Annotated in this window: 18 protein-coding genes and 1 pseudogene; 8 read left to right on the top strand and 11 right to left on the bottom strand. The window is 67.6% G+C overall.

Going from position 1 to position 19,052, the window contains the following annotated elements; genetic code table 11:
- Positions 1 to 52: 52 nt before the first annotated feature.
- The gene (locus LKD76_RS18580) at positions 53 to 1,096 is read left to right on the top strand and encodes a YdcF family protein (RefSeq protein ID WP_227982587.1); all 1,044 of its coding nucleotides are present in this window, start codon (positions 53 to 55) and stop codon (positions 1,094 to 1,096) included.
- Between the two features lie 39 nt (positions 1,097 to 1,135).
- Positions 1,136 to 1,674: pseudogene (locus LKD76_RS18575) on the top strand (SDR family oxidoreductase); the annotation flags it as partial.
- 141 nt (positions 1,675 to 1,815) lie between these two features.
- Here the strand turns inward: LKD76_RS18575 and LKD76_RS18570 are convergent.
- The 4 genes from LKD76_RS18570 to LKD76_RS18555 all read right to left on the bottom strand — a co-directional run bounded on the left by LKD76_RS18570 (position 1,816) and on the right by LKD76_RS18555 (position 4,093).
- Entirely contained in the window at positions 1,816 to 2,337 is a 522-nt protein-coding gene (locus tag LKD76_RS18570) for a hypothetical protein (RefSeq protein ID WP_227982586.1), read from the bottom strand.
- Between the two features lie 182 nt (positions 2,338 to 2,519).
- The gene (locus LKD76_RS18565) at positions 2,520 to 2,987 is read right to left on the bottom strand and encodes a nuclear transport factor 2 family protein (protein WP_227982585.1); all 468 of its coding nucleotides are present in this window, start codon (positions 2,985 to 2,987) and stop codon (positions 2,520 to 2,522) included.
- 138 nt (positions 2,988 to 3,125) lie between these two features.
- Complete coding sequence (locus tag LKD76_RS18560) at positions 3,126 to 3,578, bottom strand: RDD family protein (RefSeq protein ID WP_227982584.1); 453 nt, start codon at positions 3,576 to 3,578, stop codon at positions 3,126 to 3,128.
- The gene (locus tag LKD76_RS18555; RefSeq protein ID WP_227982583.1) at positions 3,575 to 4,093 is read right to left on the bottom strand and encodes a hypothetical protein; all 519 of its coding nucleotides are present in this window, start codon (positions 4,091 to 4,093) and stop codon (positions 3,575 to 3,577) included. Before LKD76_RS18555 ends, LKD76_RS18560 begins: the two co-directional genes overlap by 4 nt.
- 277 nt (positions 4,094 to 4,370) lie before the next feature.
- Between LKD76_RS18555 and LKD76_RS18550 the strand changes: the two genes are divergently transcribed.
- Positions 4,371 to 4,769, top strand: a complete 399-nt coding sequence (locus LKD76_RS18550; protein WP_227982582.1) for a PPOX class F420-dependent oxidoreductase — start codon at positions 4,371 to 4,373, stop codon at positions 4,767 to 4,769.
- Positions 4,770 to 4,814: 45 nt separating this feature from the next.
- On the opposite strand, the gene LKD76_RS18545 is transcribed toward LKD76_RS18550, so the two are convergent.
- Positions 4,815 to 5,477, bottom strand: coding sequence for a TetR/AcrR family transcriptional regulator (locus LKD76_RS18545; RefSeq protein WP_227982581.1), 663 nt, complete (start codon positions 5,475 to 5,477; stop codon positions 4,815 to 4,817).
- Between the two features lie 82 nt (positions 5,478 to 5,559).
- Here LKD76_RS18545 and LKD76_RS18540 point away from each other — a divergent pair, with 82 nt between their 5' ends.
- Positions 5,560 to 6,531, top strand: coding sequence for a zinc-binding dehydrogenase (locus LKD76_RS18540; RefSeq protein ID WP_227982580.1), 972 nt, complete (start codon positions 5,560 to 5,562; stop codon positions 6,529 to 6,531).
- Positions 6,532 to 6,663: 132 nt separating this feature from the next.
- A complete protein-coding gene (locus LKD76_RS18535) occupies positions 6,664 to 6,969 on the top strand; it encodes a putative quinol monooxygenase (RefSeq protein ID WP_227982579.1) in 306 nt (101 codons plus the stop codon).
- Between the two features lie 52 nt (positions 6,970 to 7,021).
- On the opposite strand, the gene LKD76_RS18530 is transcribed toward LKD76_RS18535, so the two are convergent.
- Entirely contained in the window at positions 7,022 to 8,143 is a 1,122-nt protein-coding gene (locus tag LKD76_RS18530; protein WP_227985305.1) for an acyl-CoA dehydrogenase family protein, read from the bottom strand.
- 124 nt (positions 8,144 to 8,267) lie between these two features.
- A complete protein-coding gene (locus LKD76_RS18525) occupies positions 8,268 to 9,293 on the bottom strand; it encodes an AraC family transcriptional regulator (protein ID WP_227982578.1) in 1,026 nt (341 codons plus the stop codon).
- A gap of 148 nt (positions 9,294 to 9,441) precedes the next feature.
- Here LKD76_RS18525 and LKD76_RS18520 point away from each other — a divergent pair, with 148 nt between their 5' ends.
- Positions 9,442 to 10,443, top strand: a complete 1,002-nt coding sequence (locus tag LKD76_RS18520; RefSeq protein ID WP_227985304.1) for a zinc-binding alcohol dehydrogenase family protein — start codon at positions 9,442 to 9,444, stop codon at positions 10,441 to 10,443.
- Positions 10,444 to 10,527: 84 nt separating this feature from the next.
- Positions 10,528 to 11,451 carry an alpha/beta fold hydrolase gene (locus LKD76_RS18515; RefSeq protein WP_227982577.1) on the top strand — a complete coding sequence of 308 codons (924 nt, stop codon included), beginning with the start codon at positions 10,528 to 10,530 and terminating at the stop codon, positions 11,449 to 11,451.
- 12 nt (positions 11,452 to 11,463) lie between these two features.
- Here the strand turns inward: LKD76_RS18515 and LKD76_RS18510 are convergent, their stop codons facing one another.
- From LKD76_RS18510 to LKD76_RS18495, 4 genes are all read right to left on the bottom strand, one after another.
- Positions 11,464 to 12,864: a WS/DGAT/MGAT family O-acyltransferase gene (locus LKD76_RS18510; protein ID WP_227982576.1), complete on the bottom strand. Its 1,401-nt coding sequence runs from the start codon at positions 12,862 to 12,864 to the stop codon at positions 11,464 to 11,466.
- Between the two features lie 56 nt (positions 12,865 to 12,920).
- A complete protein-coding gene (locus LKD76_RS18505) occupies positions 12,921 to 13,637 on the bottom strand; it encodes a polysaccharide deacetylase family protein (protein WP_227982575.1) in 717 nt (238 codons plus the stop codon).
- Positions 13,638 to 13,683: 46 nt separating this feature from the next.
- Complete coding sequence (locus LKD76_RS18500) at positions 13,684 to 15,714, bottom strand: SDR family oxidoreductase (protein WP_227982574.1); 2,031 nt, start codon at positions 15,712 to 15,714, stop codon at positions 13,684 to 13,686.
- A gap of 326 nt (positions 15,715 to 16,040) precedes the next feature.
- Positions 16,041 to 16,721: a biliverdin-producing heme oxygenase gene (locus LKD76_RS18495; protein WP_227982573.1), complete on the bottom strand. Its 681-nt coding sequence runs from the start codon at positions 16,719 to 16,721 to the stop codon at positions 16,041 to 16,043.
- A 358-nt stretch (positions 16,722 to 17,079) separates the two neighbouring features.
- On the opposite strand from LKD76_RS18495, the gene asnB reads away from it, so the two are divergent.
- Complete coding sequence (asnB, locus tag LKD76_RS18490; protein WP_227982572.1) at positions 17,080 to 18,924, top strand: asparagine synthase (glutamine-hydrolyzing); 1,845 nt, start codon at positions 17,080 to 17,082, stop codon at positions 18,922 to 18,924.
- Positions 18,925 to 19,052 lie beyond the last annotated feature (128 nt).

Genomic DNA, 19,052 nt, shown 5'->3' with positions numbered 1-19,052 from the left:
GGGAGTGCTTCGGCGAGAAGGCCTGACGGTGGCCAGAGGGAGTCGCGGGCGGATGCAGACAATGGCGTACCTGTCGATCGGCGGGGTCTCGATGGCCGCCGGGCTCGTCCTGGCGTTCGTCGGTGCGATCCGAGTGGCGCGGGAGCCGCGCCGGATCTCCTCGGGCTTCGTACTGTTGGCCGCGGTCACGATGCTGGGTGCGGGATGCGCGACCGTGATCGTCCGATTGTTCCCGGGCATGCCCTCGCAGCTCGGCCTGATCGCGGTGCTGGCCGTTCCGCCCGCCGCGATCGGTATCGCGTTGCTGGTCAACGGGATCGGGCTGATGTCTCGAGAGGGAGTCGCGGCGATCACCGCGTTGCCGGTGGTCGCCGGCGTCGGCTTGGTCGGCGCGGTTTCCGCGGCCGTGACGGCCGGAACCGGTCCGGATATTCCGAGTTGGGCCACCCGGCTGATCGTCCCGGCCACCGCCATCGGGGTCTACTTCGTCACGCATCTGATCGCATTCGGCGGCTACGCCCTGATCTACGGAAGTCTGGCGGCACGTCCCGAAGCCGATGCCGTCGTGATCCTGGGATGTGGCCTGAATCGCCGGTCGGTCACTCCGTTGCTGGCCGCGCGGCTCGACCGCGGCATCGACGCCTACCGCACGGCGGTGAGGTCCGGGCGCCATCCGGTCCTGGTCACCTGCGGCGGGCAGGGGCCCGATGAGGCGACGACCGAGGCCGACGCCATGGCTCGCTATCTGACCCGCCGCGGAGTGCCCGGACAGGTCATCGTCCGAGAACGGCACTCGCGCAACACCGCCGAGAATCTGCGCAACTGCCTGCGGGAACTGAACCATCGCGGCGCGGCTCCGCAGGATCTGCGAATCACGGTGGTCACCAGCAACTTTCATGTGCTGCGCACGGCGGCGCTCACCCGTCGCCTCGGTATCGACGCCCAGGTCCTGGGAGCGCGGACCGCTGCCTACTTCCTGCCCGCGGCCTTCCTGCGCGAGTTCGTCGCCGTACTGGCGACCCACTACCGGCGCAGCCACATCACCGTCGCGGTCTCCTTGCTGATCGTGCTGCTCGCCGTCATCGCCCTACCGTGAATTCGGCAGCGCGGGCGCCCGGCGACCTGAGAGAATCCGATCATGTGGTCGCCGGATCGTGACGCACTTCGTGACAAGATCGCGGTGGTGGCCGGGGCGACGGTCGTGTGCACCGGGCGGAGCAGCAGCCATCCCGATCCTTCGATACGGTCGGATTACGACCGCCCCGAGACCATCGAAGAGACCGCCGAACTGGTGAACCGGCTGGGCGGGGTGGGCGTCGCGGTCCAGGTCGATCATCTGGACGCGCGGCAGGTGGGGCGGCTGGCCGAGCGGCTGCGCGCCGACTACGGTCACCTCGACGTTCGGTCAACGACATATGGGGCGCAGAAGTTCTCAAAGGCCCTCCGGCGACGTGGAATACGCCGATCTGGGACCACGACCTCGACACCGGACTGAGGATTCTGCGGCTGGCGATCGACACCCATCTGATCACCTCGCACCACCTGTTGCCGCTCATGCTCGACCGGCCTGGAGGGCTGTTGGTGGAGATGACCGATGGCACGGCCGACTTCAACGCCGACCGGTATCGGATCTCGGTGTACTACGACGTGGCGAAGGTCGCGGTGAACCGGCTGGATTCTCTCTTCGTATAGCAAACTATCGGCAATCGATTCGGGGCATCGCGGGTCCGACGGGCGGAAGCCCGGAGTCGGTGGACTCCGGGCTTCCGGACGCTGTGCGGTGTTCCCGATGCCGGGACGTCACCGCGGGGTCGATCAGTTCGGCTGCATCTGGCGGACCTGCTGGCGCATCTGGTGCATCTGCAGTTCCCACTGCATCGCGCGATCCTGCGCGCGGGTGGCCTGATCCTCGGCCTGCTGGGCCAGCTGGGCCGCCTGCTCGGCCTGATCCTGGGCCGCCTGCGCCCGCTGGTTGGCCTGGTTGGACTCACCCTGTGCCTGCTGGGCCTGATTCTGTGCCCGGTCGGCCTCGCTTTGGGCCTGTTGCGCCTGGTTCTGGGCCTGCATCGCCTGCTGGCGGGCCTGTTGGGCCTGCTGGTTGGCCTGGTTGGCGTCGTTCTGCGCGGACTGGGCCTGATGGACCACCTGCCGCGACTGCTGCTGCGCCTGCCGAGCGAGGTTCTGTGCCTGCTGGGCGTACTGGCGAGCGCTCTGTGCTTCCTGTCGCAATTCGTCCAGACCCGACCGCATGGCATCCAGGCCCGACCGCATGCCGTCCATATCCTGGGAGTCACGAAGGCCGTTCCGGGTTGCCGTAGCAGTGCTGTCTTGCGCCATCTGAGCTTCCTTCCAGTGATGTGAATGGAACTCGAGTGAATGGAGCGAACCGTGAAGCAGATGCAATCTTTGCACACGAGAGAGGCCATGGCTACATTTCGGCAATCACTATGAAATGAAGTGTTCACGCGTCTGAACTGGAACGATTCAGATCGCTGAGGAGGGCGCTCGAGACTGCGCTGTCAGACCTCGGGGTCGTGAGCGGCGGGCACGGTCACCGGTACGTGCTCGGTGAAATCCACCACGAGTTCGCGGCGGGAGAACAACCAGGCGTCCGCGGTCCGCGCGAAATCGTCCCGGTACCGGAGGGCGACTCGCCTGTCCCGGTACTCGTCGCCGCGTCGATGGATGTGGTGTGCCGTGCAGTAGGTCTCACCCCGCGCGCGGTCGCGCGAAATCGTCTCGAGCACCTGCTGTTCCACGACGTGCCGGGTGGCGCGATAGCGGGACACCGCGTCGATCACCGCGGAAACCAGCGCCTCCCGTCCTGTCAGCACGCTCATGGCATCCGTCCCGTTCAGGACCGGTGGCAACACGAGTTCCGCATCCGGGGTGAACAGCGCTGCCAGAGCGGTGGCGTCCCGGCGGTCGACGGCCTGCGCGTAGCGCGCCGTGAGCACAGTCAGGGCAAGGCGGTCCGTGGGTTCCACACCTCCATCTTCGCGCGGTCGAACCCGGTGCGGAACAGGGGTTTCCGGTGGGTGGGACCTTGCTCGCCGTCTCCCGATCCGCCACGACGACGGCGAGCATCACCGGCGAACCCGACGGTGTCCGCGCGGCCTCGGACCCTACACTCGTGGATAGGGCTCCGGATGCCAGTCGTAGACGACGGTGGTGCGCAGGAGGATGTCCTGTAGCGAGTGGCGGTGTGAATCGACCACCACCCAGAGCAATCCGAACGCGAACATGACACAGAGCACCGCCCGCACCAGCGCCCGCGGCCATCCCATGAGTTCGCCGTGGCGGGTCACCAACCGGAGCCCCATCAACACCGCGCCGACGGTGCGTCCGCTCACGGCCCAGCATCCGGTGAGGTACAGCACCGAGACCGTCAGAAATATCCCCATCGACAGGACCGCCCCCGCATCCGGCCACCTGAAGTCCTGCGGTGAGAACAGCAGCCGGGCGAACGCCAGGCCCACGTAGATCGCGGCCATGATCGCCAGGACGACGGCGACATCGATCCCCGATGCGATCGAGCGGGTCACGATGCCTGCGGGACGGTGGGCGGGGCTACTCACTCCGTGCCCGATCCGGGCCGGGCCCGCCCGAGCACCTTCCCGACGAAACCCGCGACGGCGTCGTCCGCGTGCATCCCCTGGCTTCGGATGCCCAGAACCGCCTCCGCGGACATCGAGTCGGTGGATTCCCGGATGATCCGGGGCAGGTCGACGCCCTCGATCACGGTGTCGGCCAGCGCGACCAGGTCGACCCGGTGGATGATCTTGTCGACATCGATCCGTTCGGCCACGGCATCGAGATCCACATTGTCGACGACGATCGCCGTGAGATCGACGGCGTCGAGCGCGGTCTGCACGATCCGGCGAATCACGCCACCCAGTACCCGCGCGGTGAGGTCGTCGACGGCGCCTCGGGTGTCGGCGGCGCGCTGTCCGAGTTCCGCGAGCACCGGCTCGACGCCGGGTACCTGCCGGGCCACGCCCAACCCGAACCCCAGCATGCGCCCCGCCGCTCCGCCGACTCGCGCAGCGGTTCCCGCCATCGGATTCGCCGACCTCGATGTCGTGCCGTCCATACCACCATCAAACTCCGTCGACACCGGATCGGGTGCGTATTTCGGGTGCTTCAGCGCCTGTCGGCCTGTCCTTCGAGGGGTGCCGGGAGAGACGTGCGGGTGGGGGCGCGCCGAAATATGGGGTGCCGGACGGATACTCGGGCGATCGGATGAAATCTAGCAGCGCTAGACAAGGTAGCGATGAAATGCTACCGTTGCTCCAGTTGCTAGCGGCGCTGGAGATTCCGGCTGATCGCCGGGGCGCGTCCGATATCGAAACCACCGAGGAGTAACCGACATGACCTTCACCAGCAATGAACAGCAGTTCCTCGCGGAGGCCGGGATAGGCCGGCTGGCCACGGTGTCGCCCGACGGCGTCGTGCAGAACAACCCGACCGGTTATCGGGTGAACGCCGACGGCACGATCGATATCGGCGGCATGCGGATGCGTGCCAGTCGGAAGTATCGCAATGTCGTTGCGGGCAGCCGGGTGTCGTTCGTCGTCGATCAGCAGGTTTCATCGGAGCCGTACGTGATCCGCGGCATCGAGGTGCGCGGCACGGCCGAGGCGCTCGACGATCAGGAGCCACCGTTTCCGCCTCAGGAGCGCGCGGTCATCCGAATCCACCCCGAACGGGTCATCTCCTGGGGCCTCGACGGCGGATCCTTCGACTTCACCAGTCGTAGCGCCGAATAGCTGAGCATCGTGGGCGACCGGCGAGAAGGCCTGTCGGCGAACGCTTTACGTGCCACCGGCCCGGCGCGGCCCGGTCGCAGTCCCTGAAAGTGCCGAGGGAATCAAACGCGGCACCGGCGGCAGCGGTGCGGACACGGGGGAGGCCCGGAACGCTTGGATCATGAGGGCGGCGAAGCGCCGGGAGGCCGCGATGCGCGCCGCCGGCGTGCTCGCGTCGATGCCGTTGTTGGCCATGATCATGAGAATGAGGTCGTCGAGCACGATGTCGGGGCACAGGCGCCCGGCGTCCTTGGCGCGGCGGATCAATTCGGCAGCGCCGGTCAGCGATGACCTGCGGATCGCGGCGAAATCCAGCGCGTGAGGGAAGGCGGACATGAAGGCCGCGGTGAAGCCGTGGTCGCGTGCTTGCAGTTCGCAGAGCTTCTCGACTGCCAGGCAGAATCCCTGCCAGGGATCCGGTTCGGCCAGTCCCTCGTCCACGATGGACCGGCAGGCGAGCATCTGGTCGACGAACGCCTCCGCAACCAGCATCTCCTTGGTCGGGAAATGGCGGTAGAGGGTCGCGGGCCCGACCCCGGCCCGCCGGGCGATCTCCCGCAGTGGCACCTCCAGGCCGGCGCTGACGAATACCGTGCGAGCCGCCTCGAGGATCCGTTCGCGATTGTCACGTGCGTCCGAACGCAGTGCGTGAGGCAAATGAGCGGTCACCACTCTCACTTTAGCTAAACGGACGGGGGCGTCCGTTACGTTCCGCTGGTTGGTTCCCATCGAGAAGAACAGGGAGATACCAGTGAAAGCAGTGATGGTCCAGGCGTTCGGGGGTCCCGAGGTGCTCGCGGTCGCCGACCTCGCCGGCCCGCGTCCGGCGGCCGGGCAGGTGTTGATCACCACCGAGGCGATCGGTGTCGGCGGTGTCGACGCCCTGATCCGAAGCGGCGCCCTGGCCGGGTACGGCGCCACGCCCGGTCGCATCCTCGGCAGCGAGGTGGCGGGCATCGTGACCGGGGTCGGAGAGGGCGTCGACACCGCCTGGGTCGGCCGGCGCGTGTGGGCGCTCACCGGGGAGAGCGGCGGCTATGCCGAACAGGCCGTCGCACCGGCCGAGACTCTCGTCCCCGTCCCCGCGGCCCTCTCGCCGGTCGACGCGGTGACACTCGGCAGTTCGGCGGTGGTGGCGCACTTCGCCCTGCGCCATGCCCATTTCGGTCGTGGTGATTCGGTGCTGGTGCGCGGCGCGGCCGGTGGCATCGGGGTCATGGCGGTCCAGCTCGCGGCGCGCGGAGGAGCCGGTGCGGTGGCGGTCACGACCTCCTCGGCCGAGCGTGGCGAACGCCTGCGTGAACTGGGCGCGACCGATGTACTCGACCGGCTCGGCCAGGGCGCGCCGGACGCTCCCGCGGGCTTCGACGTCATCATCGACATCGTCGCAGGCGCGGATCTGCCGTCCTTTTTCACCAGGCTCGACCCGAACGGTCGCATGGTGGTCGTCGGTGCGATGGCAGGCATGCCACCCGCGGACTTCGGCGCACCGATGGTCGAGGCCTTCAGGAAGTCGATGTCGTTCGCGACCTTCAGCGCGGACACCGTGCCCGTGCCCGAGCGCCGCGCCGCTACCGCCGAACTGTTCGCCGCCGCGGTTCGTGGCGAGCTGAAAGCGGTTGTGCACGACATACTTTCCCTGGATCAGGCAGGTCTGGCCCATCGGAAGATGGAAACCGGCGAGGTCTTCGGTCGAATCGTGCTCACCCCATCGGTGCGATAGGCGTGGCGCCGAGCTGGTCGGGCGCCGGGGTGCACCGGTCCTTCTCGGGGTTCTCGGGGGCAGAAGCCGGCGACCATCTGCGGTAGACGCGGGCCCGGCCGTGGCGGTCGACCGGCTGGTACCCTCGCTGCTGTGCCTGTGATCGTTGCCACCATTACGCCGAAGCCCGACAAAGTCGACGAGGTAGCTGAAGTCCTCACCCGGCTCATCCCGGAGGTGCACAGCGAGGACGGATGTGAGCTGTACGCCTTGCACAAGGGCAAGGACCGTTTCGTGTTCGTGGAGAAGTGGCGGGATATGGCGGCTCTGGGTGTTCACGGCGGTGCGCCGAGCATCAAGGCCTTGAACGAGGGGCTCGAGGGCTTGGTGGCAGGCCCGCCGGACATCCAGATCCTGGAAGCCCTCCCCGCGGGTGACCCGGCGAAGGGTGCCGTTTAGCCGCCCACGCCGGCGCTGGACCGCCGACGCGGAACAGTGCCCTCCCGGTGTTCTACAAACTCCGCCCGATTATCAGCTTCATGATCTCGTTCGTCCCGCCGTAGATCTTCTGGATCCGCGCGTCGGTGAACACCCGCGAGATCGGGTATTCGGCCATGTAGCCGTAGCCGCCGAACAATTGCAGGCATTCGTCGGCGACGCGGCACTGCTGTTCGGTGAGCCACCACTTGGCCTTGGCCGCGGTGGGGATATCGAGTTCCGCGCGTAGGTGTTTGGTGACGCAGTCGTCGAGGAAGGCCCAGGCGACCGAGGCGATGGTGTCGCATTCGGCGAGGGTGAATTGGGTGTTCTGGAAGTTGAAGACCGGTTTGCCGAAGGCCTGGCGTTCCTTGGTGTAGGTGACGGTCATGGCCACGGTGGCCTCGATCGCCGCGGCGGCGGCCACCGCGAGGATCAGCCGCTCCTGCGGCAACTGCTGCATGAGCTGGACGAAGCCGGTGCCCTCGGCGGTGCCCAGCAGATTGGTCTTCGGCACCCGCACGCCGTCGAAGAACAACTCACAGGTGTCCTGACCGTGCTGGCCGACCTTCTCCAGGTTGCGCCCGCGCCGGAAACCGTCGCGGTCGGTCTCCACCACGATCAGCGAAACCGACTCCGCGCCTTTGCCTTCGGAGGTCTTGGCGGCGACGATCACCAGGTCGGCCAGCAGGCCGTTGGAGATGAAGGTCTTGGCGCCGTCGATGACGTAGTGGTCGCCGTCGGCGACCGCGCGGGTCCGGATGCCCTGCAGGTCCGAGCCGGTGCCGGGCTCGGTCATCGCGATCGCGCCGACGATCTCGCCCGAGGCCATCTTCGGCAGCCACGCCTGCTTCTGCTCCTCGGTGCCGTAGGCGTTGATGTAGTGCGCCACGATCGTCGAATGCACCGGATTGCCGAGGCTGGGCGCCATGGCCCGAGTCTGCTCGATCGCGATCACCGCCTCGTGGGCGAAGGTGCCGCCGCCCCCGCCGTATTCCTCGGGAATCGAGATGCACAGCAGGCCCAGTTCACCGGCGCGATTCCAGATCTCACGGTCGACGTGATGCTGGCGGCCCCACCGATCCTCGTTCGGTGCGCATTCCTTCTCGAAGAATCGCCGCGCCAGGTCGGCGAGCGCGTCGAGATCTTCGTCCATCCACGGGGACCGATGCACCGGCACGGGGGAACTCCTCTGGTCGACAATAGTGCTCACCGGCGACGGTAGAAGTCCGGCGGGCGCGGGCCAATGACCGCAGCGCTCGAACTGTTGACCGGATCGCTCAGGCCCGCGCCGGGAGGTCGGTGGATGCCTGGTAGGAGCCGGGTGAGCTGCCGGTCCAGCGGCGGAACGCGCGGGAGAAGGCACTGGGTTCGGAGAATCCGAGCCGTCGGGAGAGGGCGGTGACGGTTTCGTCGCCGCGCACGAGCGCCGCGATGGCGTTGTCGCGCAGGATCTGTTCGCGGATATGGCTGGTGGAGGTGTGTTCGTCGCGGAGTTTGCGACGCAGCGTCGCGGGGCTGACGGAGAGTTCGGCGGCGATCTGTTCGACGGTGGGCCAGTCACGTGGCCCGCCGTGTTCGAGGATGAGCCGCACCCGGGCCGCGGTGGAGACCGCGTCGTCGCGGCGGCCGATCACGGCTTCGGGGGCGTTGCGCAGGAACCGGATCAGGTCGTCCTCGTCGCGGACCAGCGGGGTGGCCAGGACCGCCGGATCGACCACGAGTGCCGGGTGCGGAGCCGAGAATCGCACCGGCGCACCGAAGATCAGTTCGTAATCGTCGAGTTCATTGGGCGGATAGGGAACTTCGACTCGCAGCAGCCGCAGCGACCCGCCGACGGCCCAGTCCAGGAACCGATAGGAGACCATCAGCATGGTATCGATGATCAGCTCGTTCGGATGACGAATACCGTTGAGGTCGAACGAGATCCGTGCCTCGTCGGCGCCGGCGGTCACGGCCAGTGGCGGGAATCCCGGCAGCGCTTTCTGGAACAGGCGGAACCGGTGGAGGGCGGCACCGACATCGCGCGAACCGAGAAGAGCGAAGCAGACCAGCCGGAAGGTGCCGCGCGGCATCGGCGCCCGCCCCAGGCCCAGTATTTCGTCGTCGGTCGCACGCCACAGTTGCTGCACGAGATGCACGGCCTGGCCGGCCGTGACCCGGGCGCGGCCCTGGGCGAGCAACTGCGGCGCGATGCCGGCTTCGGCGAGCAGTGCCGTGGTGTCCCAGCCACGCCGGGCCGCCAGGTCGACGATCGCGTGCACGCGGCCGATCGGCAAGGTGAAGTCGGTCGGTGTCGCGGGCACGCAGCGACGCTATCAACGGCCGGGCCCCGCCACCGCCGCGCCCGGTGACCGGCGTTCGGCGGGCCGGCGCGAAGGCGCGAACTACCATCGATCTCTCCACCGGGGCGCGGTGACCCGGGTCGGAAGGAGCGTGATGAATCCTGCGACGATGACCGCCTGGCAGGTAGTGCGACCAGGGCCGATCGACGATTCTCCGCCGGTGCGGGCCCGGATCCCGATTCCGCGACCGGATGTCGGCGAAGTGCTGGTGCGGGTGTTGGCCTGCGGAGTCTGCCGCACCGATCTGCATGTCGCCGAGGGCGATCTGCCGGTCCATCGATCGGCCGTCGTGCCGGGCCACGAGATCGTCGGCGAGGTCGTCGCGGTGGGTGATGCTACTGCCACCGGCGTGGCGCCCGGGGACCGCGTCGGCATCGCGTGGTTGCGGACCACCTGCGGGGTGTGCGCGTACTGCCGCCGCGGGGCGGAGAATCTGTGCCCGAATTCGCGCTACACCGGCTGGGATGCCGACGGCGGATACGCCGAATACGCCACGGCGCCCGCCGATTACGTGTATCCGCTGCCGTCGGGGTATGCCGATGCCGAGCTCGCGCCGCTGTTGTGCGCGGGCATCATCGGTTATCGCGCTCTGCGGCGGGCGTCGCTGCCGCCCGGGGGCCGGCTGGGCATCTACGGATTCGGGGGAAGTGCGCATCTGGCGGCACAGGTCGCCCTCACGCAGGGAGCCGAGGTGCATGTGATGACCCGGGACGGCGCGGCGCGACAGCTCGCACTGGACCTCGGCGCGGCCTCCGCCCAGGGGGCGGCCGATCCGCCCCCGGTGCCGCTGGATTCGGCGATCCTGTTCGCGCCGGTCGGTGATCTCGTGCCACCCGCGCTCGCGGCGCTGGACCGCGGAGGTGTGCTGTCGATCGCCGGAATCCACCTGACCGATATTCCCGCGCTGAACTATCAACGACATCTGTTCCAGGAGCGCGAGATTCGCTCGGTGACCGCCAACACCCGCGACGACGGGCGGGAGTTCCTGAGTTTCTGCGCCGAGCACCGGGTTCAGGTGCGGATCAATCCGTATTCGCTGGCATCGGCCGACAGCGCCCTGGCCGATCTCGCGCACGGGCGGTTCGCGGGCGCGGCGGTGTTGCTGCCCTGAGCGTGGTCCTCGCCTCCGCCCGGTACCATCGGAATTGCAACGTGTTCTAATACGTGGCCGATCCACGGGATTCGGAGGGATGCGATGACAGCAGATCGGCAGGCCGGCGCCGGGCGTGTGAGTGCTCCGGCCGGCACCCGCTTCGGCTCCCGGGTCTCCCGGGCGACCTCGGTGCCGGCCGGGCGGATGGTGGACCTACCCGGGCGCGGGCGGACCTATCTGGTCGACATTCCGGGGCCGGAGGGCGCTCCAACGGTGATCTTGCTGCACGGGCTGGTGACCACGGCGATGCTCAACTGGTTCCCGGCGTTGGACGAGCTGTCCGAACACTATCGGGTGGTGCTTTTCGACCAGCGCTGGCACGGTCACGGAATCCGTTCGCCCCGTTTCGATCTCGACGATCTCGCCGACGATGTGGCCGCGGTGGCGGAGGTGACCGGGGTGCGACGGCCCATTCTGGCGGGCTATTCGATGGGCGGCATCGTCGCCCAGCTGCTCGCGCATCGGCATCCGGAGCTGGCCGGTGGCCTGGTGTTGTGCGCGACGACCTATCGATTCCGGGAGAAGTGGCGGGAACGGTTGTTCCACGGCGGTATGGCGCTGGTGGCGGGTGCGATGACCGATACCGCGGCGCGCCGGGTGGAGCAGGCGGGAAGCCGGCTGCCGCTGCTGCCCGACGTCTCGTGGGAAACCGGGCGGCTGGATCGCTGGGCGTTGAAGGAATTGCGCACGACCAACGGCTGGGCGATGACCCAGGCGATAGCGGAGCTGGGGCGCTTCGACTCCTCGTCGTGGCTGCCGAGCCTGAACGTGCCGACGGCGGTGGTGATCACGACACACGATCACGCGCTACCGGTCTACCGGCAGCTGGAAATGGCGAAAATGATTGCGGGAGCGGAGATCTTCCTCGCGCCGGCCGGCCACGCGGCCTGTGTACTCGAGGCGGACGCCTTTGTCCCTGTGCTCCTCGAGGCCTGTGCGGCGGTCGCCGCCGAACGGCAGAAGTGATCCCTCGGCGACTCAGCGCGGTGCGCGGGCGGCCTCGAGCAGGATCGTGATGGTCTCGTGCACGGCCTCGGCCATGCGCTGGACGTCGGGCACCAAGTCACGGCAGGCGATGAAACCGATGTCGAGGTCACCGTTGGCCGACAGCACTGTCACATTGAGACCCGCGCCGTGGAAGACCGGTCCGAACGGGAACAGCGCGTCGATGCGATGGCCGAGGAAATGCAGTGGTTCCTGTGGCCCCGGCACATTGGAGATCACCAGGTTGTGCACCACCGGATGGCGTTCGGCGAGTTTGAAGGAGGAGTAGGCGCGTACCGCGACGCGGAAGGTGTTCGGCGGCGCGTACTCGGCCCAGTCCTGCAGGAAGTCCGCCCCGATCACCTCGTGGTCCGCCTTGGCGCCGCGATTGGCCTGCGCGATGAGTCCCAGGCGCTCGACCGGATCGTCGATCTCGGTGTAGAGCTGGGTGAACAGCGTCGAGACCTTGTTGACGCCACGCTCGTGCCGGGTGGTCTCGTGAGTCGACACCGGGATCGAGGCGATGAGCGAGGTCTCCGGCAGCTCGTCGTGGTCGCGCAGGTATTGCCGCAGTGCGCCGGCGATGACGGTCAGCACGACGTCGTTGACCTTGGCGTCGAAGGCCGCGCGGATCTCCTTGATATCGGCGAGGTCGGCGGTGGTGAACGCGACGCTGCGATGCGGTGTGATGGTGCGGTTGAACGGCGTGCGCGGCGCGGTGAAGGGCATGGCCATCCCCTGTTTGTCGGCACGGCGACGCTGCACCAGACCGCCGAGCTTACCCAGCGTCTTGGGCACCATCCCCACCACGCCGAGCTTGCCCGGCATGCGCACCAGCCCCTCCGCGGCGAGGGCGAGGTCGTTGGGAGACTCGGCGTCGGAGTGGATTTCGGCCGGCGGATCCGGATAGCGCGTGCCGGGCTCGGGATCGCAGAGGTAGGCCATCATGTTGGCGCCGGTGATGCCGTCCACGGCGGCGTGATGGTATTTGGAGACCACCGCGATCTTGCCCTCGGCCAGGCCCTCGATCACCCACATTTCCCACAGCGGCCGCGATCGGTCCATCGGCTGGCCGGCGATATCGCCGACCAGCTCGGCCAGTTCGTAGGATCCGCCGGGGGACGGCAGTCCGAGACGGTGGACATGGCGGTCGAGATCGAAGGTGGCGTCGGTGACCCAGACGGGGTGGTCGAGATCCAGCGGTACCCGGTGCACCTTGCGTCGCATGGAGGGCACGAGGTGGATTCGGCGCCCCAATTCCTGTTTGAGCTCGCCGAATTCGTACGTCGTGCCGCCGGCGGCGGGGTCCAGGATCAGCAGTGCGCACACGTGCAGCAGTTGGGTATCGGTCTCCAGATACAAGAAGCTGGCGTCCAGCCCGGTCAATCGTTCCATCCAGCCAGGGTATTAGAACAGGTTCTAATTTTCTGACGATCGGGAAACCGGAAAGGTTACGGTCCGGAGGGATTCTCGGCGGTAACCAATTGCGAGACGGTCACGAAATCATAACCGCGCGAGCGGAGTTCCGTGGCGATTCGGCCGATCGCGTCGAGCGCGTTGGGCTGATACATGGCGTGCAACAAAATGATCGATCCGGGGCGGGTCCGGGTGACGGTTTCGGCGACGATCGTATCGGTGCCGGCGCCGCCGGTGGAGTCGGATTCGACATCCCACATCACCGTGGTGCGGTCGTGCTGGGACAGATACCGGGGCAGCGCGAGGAGCTTCTTGCCGTAGGGAGGACGCACGGTCACCGGTCCGCGATAGCCGGTACGCGCGATTTCGGCGTCGGTCCGCTCGATCTCCGCGCGCACCGTGGCGGGGGTGACGAACACCAGTCGCCGGTGGGTGTAGCTGTGATTGCCGATCTCGTGCCCGGCCGCAGCGATGGCGGCCCCGTAGTCCCGATGTGCGGCCAGATCGCGGCCCACGAGATAGAAGGTCGCCGGAATGTGGTGTGCGGCCAGCGTTTCGAGGATGGCCGGGGTGCGATCGGTGGGGCCGTCGTCGATCGTCAGCGCGACGAGTGCGCGCTCGGTGGCGACCCGGTGCACCAGCCGCCCGCCGAGCTGATATGTGCGTGAATTCATCAGGACGTAGGCGCCGCCGGAGACCGCCACGAGGACCGTGAGCACGATCGCGCCGACGAGTAGCAGCCTTCGTGTCACCCGCGCAACCTATCACCGGGCGGGTGGCCCGGTGACAGGTCCGCCTTTACCAGTTCAGCCCGGGCAGGCGATTGACGATGCGCGCCGCGGGGGTCGGCATGCCCATCAGTGGCTGCACCACCGGCGCCAACGCCAGCAGCGGGCTGCGACCGGTGGCCGCCGCCGGTGGTTCGGCTGCCACCACGACCGGCCGGCCCGTCCCGCGCTGGGCCGCGGTGGATTCGCCGAACCTCCGGAACCCCTGGGCCAGAATCGCTTTCTTCACCGACGGCATCACCGTGTCGACGAGCTGGGCGAAGGTGCCGATGGGGGTATCGATACGCGCCGGGCGCTCCTCGAGTGCGCGCACGACGATCGCCGCGGCCTGTTCCGGGCTGTGTACCGGCAGCGATCGATACATCTCGGTCGGCGCGATCATCGGTGTCCGCACCAGCGGCATCCGCACCGAGGTGAAGGTGATGCCGGCATCGGCGTTCTCCACCGCCGCGATCTCGCTGAAGGTGTCCAAGGCCGACTTGCTCGCCACATACGCCGCGAAGCGCGGCAGTTTGGTCTGCACCGCGATCGAGGAGATGTTCACGACATGCCCGAATCGGCGCTCCCGCATGGCAGGCAGCAGTGCGAGGATCAGCCGGACCGCACCGAAGTAGTTGACCGCCATCGTCCGCTCGAAATCGTGAATGCGGTCGGTGGAGTTGAGCACCGAGCGCCGGATCGAGCGCCCCGCGTTGTTCACCACGTAATCGACGTGCCGGTGATCGGCGAGCACCTGCTTGACCAGCAGCTCGACGGCTTTGTCGTCGGTGATGTCGCACGAGTAGCTGTAGGCGGCGCCGCTGTGCTCGCGGACGTCGGCGGCGGCGGCCTCGAGTTCGTCGACACCGCGAGCGACCATCAGTACCGTCGCGCCTCGCGCGGCCACCGCGTGCGCGGTCGCCAGGCCGATGCCGGAGGAGGCGCCGGTGATGAGCACGATGCGGTCGCGCAGCCGATCCCCGCCGTTGTGGCGGCGTGCCCGATCGGGATCGAGATGTGTGCGCCAGTACCGCCACAGTGTGTCGGCGTAGTCGTCGAACTCGGGCACCTCGAGCCGGGCGCGGCGCAGCAGCGCCCGAGTGGAATCGGAGACGAACTCCGAGGCGAACGAGACGTGTGGTGCGACCTCGGCCGGGATGCCCAGCTGTGCGAGCAGGAAATCGCGGGCGGCAGCGACTCCGGGCAGCCGGTTCAGGGTCTGCAGCACGGTGTGGCTGCCGGGGACCGGCCCCAGGCCACCGGGCGCACCCGCCGCCCGCGAGAGCGCGCCGTAGATCTCGGTGAACGGCTGCGGACGCGGGTTGACCAGGTGGAAGGTGCGTTTGTTCAGGCCCGGCCGGCCGATGAGCTCGACCATCGCCGCGGCCACGTAGTCGACCGGCACGATATTGGTCGCGCCCAGATCCGGCAGTGGCAGCGGCAGCCCGTCGGGCAGTGCCGCGAGCCCCGCGATCGCCGGGAAGAAGTAGTAGGGGCCGTCGAGTTTGTCCATCTCGCCGGTGCGGGAGTCGCCGACGATGATCGCCGGGCGATAGACCCGCCAGCGCAGGCCGCGTGCCTCACGAACCAGCCGCTCAGCGGCGAATTTCGTTCGGTGGTAGGGGGATTCGAGATTCTGTCCGAGGTCGAAATCGTCCTCGAAGAACTTGCCGCGATGATCGCCGGCCACCGCCACCGACGACACGTGGTGCAGCATCGCCCCCCGCTCACGAGCCAGCGCGATGACCGCGCGTGTGCCGGTGACATTCGCCGCGTAGGCGGCCTCCTCATCGGCGGTCATGTCGTAGACGGCGCCCAGATGCACCACGTGCTCGGCGGCGGGCGGCTCGTCGGCGAGCCCCAGGCCCGGCTCGGTCAGGTCTCCGATCAGCGGAAACACCCGATCGGTAGCGTCCCAGCGGGTGGCGAGTTCGGCGAGTTTGGCCGCCGACGCCTCGCGCACGAGAATGTGCACTACCGCATCCGGATCGGCTGCGAGCAGGCCCTCCACCACTCGCCGTCCCAGAAATCCCGTTCCCCCGGTCACGATATAGCCGGTCACAACCCCTCCTGCATGTTGTCGAACCTGTTGTCGCGCAACGGTGTTCGTCCGACATGCATCGGTGGATGCGGACGTGAGCGAAATGAGAATCGGCCCCTAGCAGATGTGGGGCCGCTGTAGGAACACCTTCGTGCCTAACTGATGAGTAACTTTAGCCGCTCGAGCTTTGTGCTCGCAACCAAACGGCGCCCCCGGCGGTGTGGGACTTGTCACCACGTGGGGGCGCCGTTTGGTGTGTGTAACAACAGTTTTGATGTAACCCCGCGACGCACTTGGCAACTGGGCGGCAACCATTCGGTCGCTTGTCCAGGTGTTTGCCGAGCGGGTCAGCCTTCCCGTCGAATCGGGAATTCGGTTGCCAGCTCGGCGAATACGGCGGTGTTGAGGTCGAAGGCGCGGCGGCATTCACCGAGGACGCGCTGCTTCTCGAGATCGTCGACGGCCAGCTCGTCGAGCAGGGTGCGGTACCCGCGCTTGAAGGCGGCGGGGTTGGTGATCTGATCGAAGACGTAGAAGCGGACCCCGTCGCCGTGCTTGGGGAGCTGCCACAGCTTCGCCGCGGTGCCGCGGATGACCTGACCGCCGGACAGGTCGCCGAGGTAGCGGGTGTAATGGTGGGCGACGTAGCCCGCGGGCCACTGCTGTGCGCATTCGGCGATGCGGTCGGCGTACTCGGCGGTGGCGGGCAGGGCCGTGATGTCGCCGCGCCAGTCCGGGCCGCCCAGATGCGCGAGATCGTCCTCGAGATGCGCCAGGCGCGCGAGTTCGGGCCGGATGAACGGACCGGCGACCGGGTCGGCGGCGAGAACATCCCAATGTGCCTCGAGAGCCTGGTAGATGTGCCAGAGCTGGCCGGTGTAGCGATAGAAGGCCCGGACGTCCAGGGCGCCGCCCAGCATATCGCTCATGAAGGTGGAGTTCTCGGCGCGCTCGTGCTGTTCGGCGGTGGCGGAGCGGATCTGCGCGGAGAACGGCACGGGGTGCTCGGGAGGGGTGGCATCCGGCATGATCGGAGATTTCCTCGCTTCGTGGGGCGACAAGTATGGGTAACCTAACTTCGCCTCCGACGATACCGGTTCACGGGATCGGCGGAATCAAACTTTCGGACGAGAAAGCGGCGTGTGAGCGCCCGGGCGCCGGTGGCCGATGGCCGGTGAACCAGGGTGGGGAGGGGCGCGCGGGCGAAGGTTGTCGAACTTTCGCCTGGGCCGGGGGTGCCGAACTATTCGGTCGAAGGCGGCAAGTCCGGACAAGCCCGGACAAGCCCGGACAAGTCGGGCGTATGGTAGCGCCCTCGATTCTCCTTGTGTTACAACGGTTTTACGGATAATTCCCTAAGCTAATTAATTATTGAGAGGCGGCGGAATGTGCGGAATCGCGGGCTGGGTGGCGTTCTCCGAGGATCTCACCCGGCAGCAGGGGGTCGTCGATGCGATGACCGAAACCATGGCCTGTCGCGGGCCGGACGGGCGAGGCACTTTCGTTCGTGAACACGCGGCGCTGGGGCACCGGCGACTGGCCATCATCGACCTGCCCGGCGGGGCGCAGCCGATGACCGTGCCGACTCCGGCCGGCGATGTCGGAATGGTGTATTCGGGCGAGGCCTACAACTTCCGCGAGCTGCGCGACGAGCTGCGCGGGCTCGGGCACTCCTTCGACACCGACAGTGACACCGAGGTGGTCCTGCATGGATACCTGCAGTGGGGTGAGGCCGTCGTCGACCACCTCAACGGCATGTACGCCTTCGCGATCTGGGACGAGCGCGACCAGAAGCTGGTCATGGTGCGGGACCGGATGGGGATCAAGCCGTTCTACTACTACCCGACTTCGGACGGGGTGCTGTTCGGCTCCGAGCCGAAGGCGATCCTCGCCAATCCGCTGGCGGCCGAGACGGTCGATCTCGACGGCCTGCGCGAGCTGTTCGCGATGACCAAACAGCCCGGCTGGTCGCTGTGGAAGGGAATGGAGGAGGTGCTGCCCGGAACGCTGGTCACGGTGGACCGCGACGGGATTCGCACTCGCACCTACTGGCGGCTCGACGCCGTCGAGCACACCGACGATCGGGAGCGGACCGTCGATCGGGTGCGCGAGCTGCTCACCGATATCGTCGACCGCCAGCTCATCTCCGACGTCCCGCGCTGTGTACTGCTCTCCGGCGGGCTGGACTCGAGCGCGATCACCGGCCTGGCCGCGGCCCGGCTGGCACGCGACGGCGAGCAGCTGCGGACGTTCTCGGTGGATTTCGCCGACCAGGAGCGGAACTTCGTTCCCGACGAGATGCGCGACACCCCGGATTCGCCGTTCGTGCGCGAGGTGGCCGCGCTGGTGCGCTCGGCGCATCGTGATGTGGTGCTGAACCCGGCCGATCTGGCCGATCCCGCGGTGCGGCGCGCGGTGATCACCGCCCGCGACATCCCGGCCGGACTCGGCGATATGGACACCTCGCTGTATCTGCTGTTCGCGGCCATCCGGCAGCAGTCGACGGTGGCGCTGTCGGGGGAGTCGGCCGACGAGGTGTTCGGCGGGTACCGCTGGTTCCACGACGAGGTCGCGCTGAAGGCGGACAACTTCCCGTGGCTGGCGTTCAACAGCGCTCTGACCGGCGACGCGCGCTGGCAGATCCTCGACCCGGCTCTGCGTGAGCGGCTGCGGCTCGAGGAGTTCATCGCCGATCAGTACCGCGCGGCGGTGGCCGAGGTCGAGCATCTCGACGGCGAATCCGAGGTCGAACACCGGATGCGGACCGTATGTCATCTGCACCTGACCCGGTTCGTGCGCACCCTGCTCGACCGCAAGGATCGCGCGTCGATGGCGGTCGGGCTCGAGGTCCGGGTGCCGTTCTGTGATCACCGCCTGGTCGAGTACGTCTACAACGCGCCGTGGTCGCTGAAGACCTTCGACGGCCGGGAGAAGAGCCTGCTGCGCCACGCCGCCGAGCACGTCCTGCCGGAATCGGTCGTGCGGCGGGTCAAGAGCCCGTATCCGTCGACGCAGGATCCGGGCTACGCGGCGGTCCTGCAGCAGCAGGCCAAACATGTGCTCGCCGACGATGATTCACCGATCTTCGAACTCATCGACCGGCAGTGGCTGCAACGGGCGGTAGCGCTGGACCCGGCCGGCATCGACAGCTACATCCGTGCCGGACTGGACCGGATCATCGACATGCACACCTGGCTGGAACTGTATTCACCGCAGTTGCAGCTGGACTGAGCATCGGTTCCGCGGGCCGGCTCGGACCTCGCGTCTGGGCCGGCTCGTGATCTGTCGGTGCTGGTCATCGGTGGTGACGAGGGTGATCTCGGCGAGCGGAAGAGGCGCGTGAACATTATTTACTAATA

The sequence above is a fragment of the Nocardia spumae genome, from assembly GCF_020733635.1.
Lineage (GTDB): Bacteria > Actinomycetota > Actinomycetes > Mycobacteriales > Mycobacteriaceae > Nocardia > Nocardia spumae.
Note: the sequence above shows the minus strand (reverse complement) of the source record. Positions and strands in the feature narration are given on the sequence as shown.

Coding starts and splice junctions, on each gene's coding strand:
- LKD76_RS18580 (WP_227982587.1), top strand. CDS start 53: ATGCAGACAATGGCGTACCTGTCGATCGGCGGGGTCTCGATGGCCGCC.
- LKD76_RS18570 (WP_227982586.1), bottom strand. CDS start 2,337: ATGGCGCAAGACAGCACTGCTACGGCAACCCGGAACGGCCTTCGTGAC.
- LKD76_RS18555 (WP_227982583.1), bottom strand. CDS start 4,093: ATGGACGGCACGACATCGAGGTCGGCGAATCCGATGGCGGGAACCGCT.
- LKD76_RS18550 (WP_227982582.1), top strand. CDS start 4,371: ATGACCTTCACCAGCAATGAACAGCAGTTCCTCGCGGAGGCCGGGATA.
- LKD76_RS18530 (WP_227985305.1), bottom strand. CDS start 8,143: ATGGACGAAGATCTCGACGCGCTCGCCGACCTGGCGCGGCGATTCTTC.
- LKD76_RS18520 (WP_227985304.1), top strand. CDS start 9,442: ATGACCGCCTGGCAGGTAGTGCGACCAGGGCCGATCGACGATTCTCCG.
- LKD76_RS18515 (WP_227982577.1), top strand. CDS start 10,528: ATGACAGCAGATCGGCAGGCCGGCGCCGGGCGTGTGAGTGCTCCGGCC.
- LKD76_RS18510 (WP_227982576.1), bottom strand. CDS start 12,864: ATGGAACGATTGACCGGGCTGGACGCCAGCTTCTTGTATCTGGAGACC.
- LKD76_RS18495 (WP_227982573.1), bottom strand. CDS start 16,721: ATGCCGGATGCCACCCCTCCCGAGCACCCCGTGCCGTTCTCCGCGCAG.
- asnB (WP_227982572.1), top strand. CDS start 17,080: ATGTGCGGAATCGCGGGCTGGGTGGCGTTCTCCGAGGATCTCACCCGG.